We start from the raw sequence: 10,558 nt of genomic DNA on the forward strand, positions 1-10,558 counted from the left end.
GGGCCGCCATCACGAGTGGCCAGACACCGGGACGATGGAGGCGATGGTGTCCGACGAGCGACCTTCTCCGGAGGGGCCGGCCACCTTCCGGGAGGTTTTCGCCCAGCGTGAGTATCGCGCCGTCTTCGCGGCCAGCACGCTGACCTGGGTCGGTGACTATGTCGCCAGGGCAGCCGTCACCCTCCTGGTCTACCGGGAAACCGAGTCCGTGGCGCTGTCGGCGGCCGCCTTCGCGGTCAGCTATCTACCGTGGCTGGTCGGCGGCCCGTTGCTGGCCACGATCGCCGAGCGGCACTCGTACCGACAGGTGATGATGGTCTGCGACCTCATCCGGATGGCGCTGATGCTGCTGGTCGCCATCCCCGGGACGCCGGTGCCGCTGATCCTGGTGCTGCTGTTCGCCACCACGCTGGCGAATCCACCGAGTCAGGCCGCCCGATCGGCCTTGCTGCCGCTGATCCTGCCCGGGGACCGCCTCGTCGTCGGGCTGTCCCTCAACGCCAGCGTGGGGCAGGCCGCCCAGGTGGTCGGTTACCTGCTCGGCGCCGCCATCGCAACGGTCAACCCCACCGCCGCGCTGTTGATGAACGCGGTCGCCTTCGCGCTGTCCGCCGTGCTCGTCCGGCTCGGGGTACACGATCGACCACCGGCGATGACCAACGCTCACCGCAGTCACCTGCTGCGGGAGACCGCTGCGGGCTTTCAGATCGTCTTCAGGACGCCGGTGCTGCGCGCTATCGCCGTCCTGGTCTTCAGCGCCATGCTCTTCTCCATCGTGCCCGAAGGGCTGGCCGCCGCCTGGGCCAACGAGCACGCCGGCCAGAGCATGGACCCCGGGCTGGCACAGGCCGTGATCATGGCAGCCACTCCGGCCGGCTTCATCCTCGGCGGGCTGATCATCGGCCGTACCGTCGCACCCGCCCGCCGACTGCGCCTGCTACGGCCGTTGGCCGTGGGCGCCCCACTGGCGCTGGTGCCCGCGTTGTTGGATCCGCCGCCGGTGGTGGTGGCGCTGCTCGCCGCCGTCTGCGGATTCGCCGTCGCCGGGCTGATTCCGACGGCCAACGGGCTCTTCGTCCAGGCCCTCCCGGACGGCTTCCGGGCCCGGGCGTTCGGTGTCATGGCGACCGGCATGCAGGTCATCCAGGGTGCGGCCGTGCTGGTGACCGGGTTGCTCGCCGAACGGTTCCCGATTCCCCTCGTGGTGGGGGTGTGGAGCGTCGCCGGGGTGCTGTTGATGTCGATCGTCGCCCTGCGCTGGCCCGACCAGCAGACCGTGGCCGCCTCCGTCGACGCCGCTCGAGCCGCCTCCGTCGCGAGTGCCGAGGCCACCGCCGCTGCCAAGTCGTCGGGGGGCACCTCTCCCGAGGATCCCGGTCCCGGGCACGTGGGTCCGGGGCGGCCCCGGCACGCGGTGACCTGAGCCACCCTCGTTCACCCGGTGCCGACCGGGCGGGTGCCCCGGCGGGCCTGGCAGGATGGAACGGTGAATCCCGCAGGTGAGTCCGAAGGCCACGGCGAAGCGGTCACGTTCTTCGACGCCGTCGGCGGTGAGCCCACGTTCCGCAGGCTGGTCGAGGAGTTCTACGCCGGCATCGCCGCCGATCCGCTGCTGCGCCCGATGTATCCGGAGGAGGATCTGGGCCCGGCCGCCGACCGGATGCGGCTCTTCCTCATGCAGTACTGGGGCGGCCCGAACACCTACTCGGCGCAGCGGGGCCATCCCCGACTGCGGATGCGCCACGCCCCGTTCCGGATCGGCGCGGCCGAACGCGACGCCTGGCTGCGCCACATGCGCCGGGCGGTCGACAGCCTCGACCTACCCCCGGCACTGGCCACGGAACTGTGGAACTACCTCGAACGGGCGGCGTACTTCATGGTGAACGACATGGCTGACCCAGCCGCCCACGGCTGACCTCCACCGCCCGCCACTGCGGCGGGGCTGCTGTCGCCGCCGCTCAGAGCAGGGCACCCTCGTCGTGCAGCCAGTCGACGAAGCTGGTGGCCACGGCGGCGCCGCAGTCGAGCAGCTCGACCAGGAGCGCGTCGTGGGCACCGGCCGCGAGCGGAACCTGCAACTCGGCGTAGATCGGCAACTGGCCGCGCTCGGTGGGATCACCCACGTACGCCTTGCAGAAACGTCGGGTGTGGTTCCACTCGTTGACCACCCGGTAGGCCCGGTCCGCCCAGTCCGGCGGCACCGTCGCGTGTGGCCGGGCACGCAACACGAGGATCTCGTCCTCCGGCCCCTCCAGGGTGACCAGCACCGCGTGTCGCTCCCACATGGCCAGCAGGTTGCCGTCGCCGTCGGCCAGGTAACGCACGTCGAGCAGGTCGAGCGCGTCGCAGATCCGGCGCAGGGTGACCTGTTCGACGGTGGCTGGCATGTCGGCGATCAACGGACGCTCCGCAGCCGGGCAGTCGTCGCCCGGTTGGCGGGGCGCCGGCGGGCCGACCCGGACGGTACCTTCCACCATGATCCTGCTTCGAGTTTCCGGGTCACCGCCACTGGCGGGACCTGGACGCCATGACCACCACGGCATCGCTCGCGCACCTCACTCCCCAGCGGATCCGGTCGCCTACAGTGGGTGGATCCGAGGATGGACGGTACCCGGACAGCCGGAACGAAGCACCCCCCCAACGCCAGCACCAAGCCGGAAGGATGGGTAGCGGTCAGCCGTTCGGATGAGTCACGGATGGCCGTACGGCAAGTTCGGTGGCCTTCTGCGACCAGATGGCTCCGTACGGTCCCACCAATCCGACCCATCGGCCGGCCGCGCGTACCTGCACGCCGTCATCATCTGCCGAATCCTCGGAGGCACCGAGGAAACCCATTCGAACCAGACCCTGCACCATCCGCTGAGTCACCTCCACCGGACGGTCAGGCTCGTCGTCGGGGGTGACCACCACCGCCACGTGGTCCAGCAGAGCGTCCCGGAGCACCCGCTGCCCCACCGCCCGGCCGCCGACGCCGTGCTCGGCCGCCTCGCGCAGGGTACCGGCCGCCGCCTCGGCCAGCCGGCGCAGTTCCCCGCCCGGCAGCGTCTCGACCCGCCGGCTCACCGCCGGCGGCAAGGCCCACCGCCACTGCGCGTCGCGGCGGGCCGGCAGGTCCGCACGGCCGGCCGCGAATTCGGCGAGCAACTGGCCGGCGGCGACTGTCACATCACCAGGACCCGCGCCGGCCACCGTACGCACCGCCAGCACTTCCCACGGCAGCCGCGCCCAGAGGGCGGTACGCGCGCCGACAGCGGCTGGCCTCAGTCGGACCAGGGCGGCGCGCTCCAACCGGACGAGCCGGGCCAGGAACGCCCCCGCGTCGGCGATGTCGACGATGCCGTGTCCGACGCTCACGACGCGCCGCCCGGGGCGTAGCCGAGCAGGAACGTCCGCTCCGGCTCGCTGAGCCGCCGGGGCACCTGCCCGGCGAGGTCGAACGGCACCAGCACCGAACGCGCCCGGCTGATGAGCAGTTCGCCGTCGTACATCTCGTATCCGATGGTGAAGGACGCGGCACGCAGCTGTTCCACCCACAGCTCGATCCGCACCGTGGGTGCGGTCTCGACGGTGGCCCGATCGAGGGCGTAGTCCACCGGGCGCAGGTAGTCGACCTCGTGCCGACGGATCACCACGCCCTCGGCGAACGAGCCCACCCCGTTCGCCCGGGCACCGACGAACATCAACGCCACCCGGGCCTCCTCGTAGAGGGTGAGGAAGCGGGCGTTGTTGACGTGGCCGTACGCGTCCAGGTCCGACCAGCGCAGGGTGCAGTGGTAAACGAACCGGTCAGCCACGACAGACCGCCCGGTCAGTCGCGGGTCAGCTTGCGGTACGTCACCCGGTGCGGGCGGGCCGCCTCGGCGCCGAGGCGATCGACCTTGTTCTTCTCGTACGCCTCGAAGTTGCCCTCGAACCAGAACCACTTCGCCGGGTCCTCGTCGTCGCCCTCCCAGGCCAGGATGTGCGTGGCGACCCGGTCCAGGAACATCCGGTCGTGGGAGATCACCACGGCACAGCCGGGGAACTCCAGCAACGCGTTCTCCAGGCTGGAGAGGGTTTCCACGTCCAGGTCGTTGGTCGGCTCGTCGAGCAGGATGACGTTTCCGCCGATCTTCAACGTCAGCGCCAGGTTGAGCCGGTTGCGCTCGCCGCCGGAGAGCACCTTGGTCGGCTTCTGCTGGTCGGGGCCCTTGAAGCCGAACGCCGCGATGTACGCCCGTGAGGGCATCTCGACCTTGCCCACCATGAGGTGGTCCAGCCCGTCGGAGACGACCTCCCAGACGGTCTTGTCGCCGTCGAGGCCCTGCCGGTTCTGGTCGACGTAGGACAGCGAGACGGTCTCGCCGACCCGGACCGAGCCATCGGTCGGCTCCTCCAGCCCCACGATGGTCTTGAACAGGGTGGTCTTGCCGACGCCGTTCGGGCCGATGATGCCGACGATGCCGTTGCGCGGCAGCGAGAAGGAGAGGTTCTCGATCAGCACCCGCTCGCCGAAGCCCTTGGTCAGGCTGTTCGCCTCGATGACGGTGTTGCCCAGGCGCGGACCCGGCGGGATCTGAATCTCCTCGAAGTCCAGCTTGCGGGTCTTCTCGGCCTCGGCGGCCATCTCGTCGTACCGGTCGAGGCGGGCCTTGGACTTGGTCTGCCGAGCCTTGGCGTTGGAGCGCACCCAGTCCAGTTCGTCGGCCAGGCGCTTCTTCATCTTGGCGTCGCGGCGCCCCTCGACCGCCAGCCGGGCCGCCTTCTTCTCCAGGTAGGTGGAGTAGTTGCCCTCGTACGGGTAGGCGCGACCGCGGTCCAGCTCCAGGATCCAGTTGGCCACGTTGTCCAGGAAGTAGCGGTCGTGGGTGATGGCGACGACGGTGCCGGCGTACTTGGCCAGGTGCTGCTCCAGCCACTGCACGCTCTCGGCGTCCAGGTGGTTGGTGGGCTCGTCGAGCAGCAGCAGGTCGGGGGCCTCCAGCAGCAGTTTGCACAGCGCGACCCGGCGGCGCTCACCACCGGAAAGCTGGGTGACGTCGGCGTCCGGCGGCGGGCACCGCAGCGCGTCCATGGCCAGTTCCAGCTTGGAGTCGATGTCCCACGCGTCGGCGTGGTCCAACTCCTCCTGGAGCCGGCCCATCTCCTCCATCAGCTCGTCGGAGTAGTCGGTGGCCATCTGCTCGGCGATCTTGTTGAACCGCTCCAGCTTGACCTTCGTCTCCGTGACCGCCTCCTCGACGTTGCCGAGCACGGTCTTGGCGTCGTTGAGTGGCGGCTCCTGCGCGAGCATTCCCACGGTGAAGCCGGGCATCAGCCGGGCCTCGCCGTTGCTCGGCTGATCCCACCCCGCCATGATCTTGAGCAGGCTGGACTTGCCGGCGCCGTTCGGACCCACCACACCGATCTTGGCGCCCGGCAGGAAGTTAAGCGTCACGTTGTCGAGCACGACCTTGTCGCCGTGCGCCTTGCGCGCCTTGTCCAGGACGTAGATGAACTGGGCCACGGTGCGGGCTCCTCCGTCGCTTTCGATCGCCGATTTCGCGTGCCACGGGCGCGGGCCAGGGCCGCCGTCCGTCGTCGTCGGCCGGGAGCCGGCCGCGCGCACGCCGTTGTCAATCCTGACAGGTACGCCGGGCCGCGCCCACATCGCCCCGCCAGACCGGGTTCACCGGGGCCTGTCACCGCCCCGCGGGCCGGTCGGGTCGGCTCACCTGTCAACATGATCACGTTCAGGGTTCGCCGAGTTCGGGGCGGGTAGGTGAGTCCGGCACAGGGGAACAGACGCCGCAGCTACGCTCAGTACGCTCATCGCGGTGGACCCGTCAGCACCCGGAGGTGGCCGATCGTGACCGTCCGTAGCTCCTTTGTCGTAGTGGCGAACCGACTGCCGGTCGACGAGGTGAGCACACCCGAGGGACGGCAGTGGCGACGCAGCCCTGGCGGGCTGGTCACCGCACTGCATCCCGTTCTCGCCGAACACCAGGGCACCTGGGTCGGCTGGGCAGGCGGCACCGGCGCGGCCCCCGAACCATTCGACCTGGAGGGCATCCGGCTGCATCCGGTGCCACTGAGCGCGGAGGAACTGGAGCGCTACTACGAGGGGCAGTCGAACGCGACGATCTGGCCGCTCTACCACGACGCCGTCGAGACGCCCGCCTACAAGCGCCGTTGGCGGGAGGCGTACCGCCTGGTCAACGCCCGGTTCGCGGAGGCCGCAGCGGAGGTCGCCGCCGAGGGGGCGACGGTCTGGGTCCAGGACTACCAGCTACAGCTGGTGCCGGCGATGCTCCGGGAGCTGCGCCCCGACCTGCGGATCGGCTTCTTCCTGCACATCCCGTTCCCGCCGATCGAGCTGTTCATGCAGATGCCGTTCCGCGCCGAGATCCTGCGTGGCCTGCTCGGCGCCGACCTGGTCGGGTTCCAGCAGCGGCTCGCCGCGCAGAACTTCGTCCGGCTCGCCCGGCACCTGCTGGGGCTGCGGTACGAGGGCCAGATGATCCAGGTGGACGGCCGTCAGGTCAAGGCCGGCGCGTTCCCCATCTCGATCGACACCCAGGAGATGGAGCGGTTGGCCGCCGACCCGGCGATCCAGGCGCGGGCCAAGGAGATCCGCGAGGAGCTGGGCAATCCCCGGACGATCATCCTCGGCGTCGACCGGCTCGACTACACCAAGGGCATCGAACTACGCCTCAAGGCCTTCCGCGAGTTGCTGGCTGACGGAAAGTTGACAGTCCCCGACGCGGTTATGGTGCAGGTCGCCACGCCGAGCCGCGAGCGGGTGGAGCACTACCAGGCACTTCGCGTCAAGGTTGAGCGCGAGGTTGGTCGGATTAATGGCGAATTCGGCCGGGTTGGCGTGCCGGCGGTGCATTATCTGCATCAGTCGTACAGTCGGACCGAACTGGCTGCGATGTACGCCGCCGCCGACGTGATGATGGTTACTCCGCTCCGAGACGGAATGAACCTGGTGGCCAAGGAGTACGTCGCATCAAGGGCGGACCACGGGGGCGCACTCGTACTCAGTGAGTTCGCCGGCGCCGCCACCGAGCTGCGTCAGGCGTTCCTGTGCAACCCGCACGACCCCGACGCGGTCAAGGACGCTCTGCTACGGGCCGTGCATGTGGAGAAGCCGGAGGCTCGTCGCCGTATGCGGACAATGCAACGCCATCTGCGCACCCACGATGTGGGGCACTGGGCGAAGTCCTTCCTCACCGAACTCGGGGTACCCGACATGGAGGCAGCGTGAACGCGGCGTCCACCGAGAACGTCACCCCCGTCGCGGGTCCGATGGACCCGGAACTGCGCGCCGCCATCGGGCGGATCGCCCGGGTACCCCAACTCCTGGTCGCCTGCGACTACGACGGCACGCTCGCACCGATCGTGGAGGACCCCAGCAAGGCCGTACCGCTGCCGGAATCGGTGGCCGCGGTGCGGGCCCTGGCGGCCCTGCCGCAGACCACCGTGGCGGTCGTCTCCGGCCGCGCGCTGCGCGACCTGGCCGCCCTCTCCCGGCTGCCGAGCGAGGTCCACCTGGTCGGTAGCCACGGCTCCGAATTCGACATCGGCTTCGTCGAGCGGCTCTCCCCCGAGCTGATCGCCGTACGCACCCGGCTGCGGGACGCCCTGCGGGACATCGCCGCGGCCCACCCCGGCGTCCGCCTGGAACGCAAGCCGGCCAGTGTCGCCGTGCACACCCGTGGGGTGGATCCCCAGGTCGCCGCCGCCACCATCGACGCGGTGCGCAGTGGTCCCGCGACCTGGCCGGACGTCACCGTCACCCAGGGCAAGGAGGTCATCGAGCTCTCCGTCGTGGCCACCCACAAGGGCACCGCCGTCGACCAGCTGCGCACCCAGCTCTCGGCCAGTGCGGTGCTCTTCATCGGCGACGACGTGACCGACGAGAACGCTTTCGGCAACCTGCACGGTCCGGATGTCGGCATCAAGATCGGCCCCGGCGAGACCAAGGCCGGTTACCGGGTGGCCGAGCCGATCGAGGCCGCCCGGGCTCTCGGGCTGCTACTGGAGACCCGGCGGCACTGGCTGTTCGGTGAACGGGCGGTACCGATCGAGCGGCACTCGATGCTGGCCAACGGCCGTACGGTCGCGCTGCTCACGCCGGACGCCAAGGTGAGCTGGCTGTGCAACCCGAAGCCCGACTCGGCGGCGATCTTCGCGGACCTGGTCGGCGGCAGCCCGGCCGGGCACTTCAGCGTCGCACCCGAACGCGGCGGCATTCCGCTGGGCCAGCGCTACCGCTCCGGCACGATGACCGTGGAGACCCGCTGGTCCGGCCTCACCGTCACCGACTGGCTCGACAAGCCGGACCCCAGGGCCACGCCGGACGGCCCGGCGATCATCTCCGGCGACTCGACCCTGATCCGGGTACTCACCGGCACCGGTCGGGTTCGCCTTGAGTTCGCGCCCCGGCCGGAGTTCGCCCAGGTCGCCGTGCAGCTCCAGCCGCTCGGTGACGGCCTGCTGGTGCTCGGCTCCAACGAACCGGTCGCGCTCTACTCCCCCGGTGTGCAGTGGGAGGTCGGCAACGACGGCGGGTACGAGACCGCCAAGGCGGTGGTGGACCTCGCCGCGCTCGGTGGTCAGGTGGTGCTGGAGCTGCGTTTCGGTACGCACAGCCTGGAACACCACCGGCTGCCCATCCACGAACGGCAGGCCGCGGCCGAACGTCCCTGGAAGGACTGGGTGGCCTCGCTGCGACTGCCGACCACCGCCCGGGACCTGGTCGCCCGCAGCGCACTGACCCTGCGCGGCCTCTGCCACGAGGCCAGCGGCTCGATCCTGGCGGCGGCGACCACCTCGCTGCCGGAGGAACTGGGCGGAGTCCGTAACTGGGACTACCGCTACTGCTGGCTGCGTGATGCCGCGATGACCGCCCGGGCCCTGGTCGACCTGGGCTCGATAACCGAGGCCGAGGCATTCCTGCGCTGGGTGGACGGCTGCGTGGAACGCACCGGCGGGCACCCCGAGCGGCTGCACCCCCTCTACACTGTCGACGGCTTCGAACTGGGCGCCGAGGCGGTCATCGACACCCTGCCCGGCTACGCCGGATCTCGACCGGTACGCGTCGGCAACCTCGCCAACCACCAACTCCAACTCGACGTCTTCGGCCCGATCGCCGACCTGATCGCCGCCACCGCCGACGTACGAGGCTCGGTACGCGCCGAGGAGTGGCGGGTGCTGGAGAACATGGTCGAGGCGGTCCGCCGCCGGTGGCACGAGCCGGATCACGGCATCTGGGAGGCCCGCCTGCCACCCCGGCACCACGTCTTCTCCAAGGTGATGTGCTGGATGACCGTCGACCGGGCGCTGCACGTGGTACGCCAGCACGGCGGCGAGGATCGGCCGGAATGGGTGGAGTTGCGCGACCGGATCGGCGCCAACGTGCTGGAGTACGGCTGGCACGACCACGCCGAGGCGTACAGCGTCGCGTACGGCGACGAGGACATGGACGCCTCGTCGCTGTGGATCGGGATCTCCGGACTGCTGGCCGGCGATGACCCCCGCTTCCTCTCCACCGTGTTGAAGATCGAGGCGGATCTGCGCAGCGGGCCGGTCGTCTACCGCTACCACTGGGACGACGGCCTGCCCGGCCGCGAGGGCGGCTTCCACATCTGCACGGCATGGCTGATCGAGGCGTACCTACGCACCGGCCGGCGAACCGACGCCGAGGAGCTGTTCCTGCAAATGATCGACACGGCGGGTCCGACCGGCTTGTTGCCCGAGCAGTACGATCCGCTGGCTGAGCGCGGCCTGGGCAACCACCCGCAGGCCTACAGCCACCTCGGGGTGATCCGCTGCGCGCTGCTGCTGGACAACATGCTCAAGCAGTAACGACCAAAACACCCCAGCGGCCGGAGACCCCCCGTCTCCGGCCGCTTCCCCTCATGCCCTACCCCACCCCAACCCCACCCCACACTCCTTGTTGATCATGAGGTTGACGGCATATTTGATCTTCTCGGCTGCCGCCAACCTCATGGTCGACTTTGAAGATCGGTGGGTTGTGGGGGGTTTGTGGGGTTTTGGGTGGTTTGGGGGCATGGGTTGTGGGATGTCGGTTTGAGGGGTCGGCTGAGGGTGGAATGGGTGGCGGGTCGGGGGCGTTGAACACTTGCGAACGGGTGAGGACGACCGTCCGCCGCGGTGGGTGAGCCCCGGGAATGGTGCGGGCCGGCGGGTCGTTGAACACTGCCGAACGGCCGTGAACGACTGCCCGCCACGGCGGGTGCGGGCCGCCGGGAATGATGGCGGGTCGGTGGTCGTTGGACATGGTCCCGGCGATGCGAAGCGGCCCTGTCGGCCCCGCGTCCCGGAGATCTTTCCCCCTCTTTGAGCGCCTGGTGGTGCTTGCGTGCGCGTGCCCTTCCCCCTCGGGTGTGCGTGCGTCGACCCCCGAATGGAGCTTTGGTCATGAACACGATGCTGCGGAAGAGCGTGCTGGGTATTGCGGGTCTGGCCTTCACCGGTGGTCTGTTCGCCGGTCCGGTGGCCGCTCACGCCGATGTCACCCCGGTCAAGACCGTCCCGGTCGCGGCGGTGCAGGCTGACAAGCCGGACATGG

Annotated in this window: 8 protein-coding genes; 4 read left to right on the plus strand and 4 right to left on the minus strand. The window is 69.8% G+C overall.

The features are described from left to right. Positions 1-43 precede the first annotated feature (43 nt). Positions 44-1,423, plus strand: coding sequence for an MFS transporter (locus tag KBX50_RS24765; RefSeq protein ID WP_210940092.1), 1,380 nt, complete (start codon positions 44-46; stop codon positions 1,421-1,423). Between the two features lie 63 nt (positions 1,424-1,486). Further along, on the plus strand, positions 1,487-1,915 hold the full coding sequence (locus KBX50_RS24770; RefSeq protein WP_210940093.1) for a globin: 429 nt from the start codon (positions 1,487-1,489) through the stop codon (positions 1,913-1,915). Between the two features lie 43 nt (positions 1,916-1,958). Here KBX50_RS24770 and KBX50_RS24775 read toward each other — a convergent pair whose 3' ends face one another. From KBX50_RS24775 to ettA, 4 genes are all read right to left on the minus strand, one after another. Then, positions 1,959-2,543 carry a YbjN domain-containing protein gene (locus tag KBX50_RS24775; protein WP_164447459.1) on the minus strand — a complete coding sequence of 195 codons (585 nt, stop codon included), beginning with the start codon at positions 2,541-2,543 and terminating at the stop codon, positions 1,959-1,961. Positions 2,544-2,673: 130 nt separating this feature from the next. Further along, entirely contained in the window at positions 2,674-3,354 is a 681-nt protein-coding gene (locus KBX50_RS24780) for a hypothetical protein (protein WP_210940094.1), read from the minus strand. After that, entirely contained in the window at positions 3,351-3,794 is a 444-nt protein-coding gene (locus tag KBX50_RS24785; protein ID WP_210940095.1) for a thioesterase family protein, read from the minus strand. The genes KBX50_RS24780 and KBX50_RS24785 overlap by 4 nt, the downstream gene beginning before the upstream one ends. A 14-nt stretch (positions 3,795-3,808) precedes the next feature. Continuing rightward, positions 3,809-5,485, minus strand: coding sequence for an energy-dependent translational throttle protein EttA (gene ettA, locus KBX50_RS24790; protein WP_210940096.1), 1,677 nt, complete (start codon positions 5,483-5,485; stop codon positions 3,809-3,811). Between the two features lie 342 nt (positions 5,486-5,827). On the opposite strand from ettA, the gene KBX50_RS24795 reads away from it, so the two are divergent. Both KBX50_RS24795 and otsB read left to right on the plus strand, forming a co-directional pair. Then, positions 5,828-7,228 carry a trehalose-6-phosphate synthase gene (locus tag KBX50_RS24795; protein WP_093411226.1) on the plus strand — a complete coding sequence of 467 codons (1,401 nt, stop codon included), beginning with the start codon at positions 5,828-5,830 and terminating at the stop codon, positions 7,226-7,228. A 41-nt stretch (positions 7,229-7,269) separates the two neighbouring features. Continuing rightward, on the plus strand, positions 7,270-9,831 hold the full coding sequence (gene otsB / locus KBX50_RS24800) for a trehalose-phosphatase (protein WP_210940102.1): 2,562 nt from the start codon (positions 7,270-7,272) through the stop codon (positions 9,829-9,831). Positions 9,832-10,558 lie beyond the last annotated feature (727 nt).

This window comes from Micromonospora sp. C51, assembly GCF_018070435.1.
Classification (GTDB): domain Bacteria; phylum Actinomycetota; class Actinomycetes; order Mycobacteriales; family Micromonosporaceae; genus Micromonospora; species Micromonospora sediminimaris.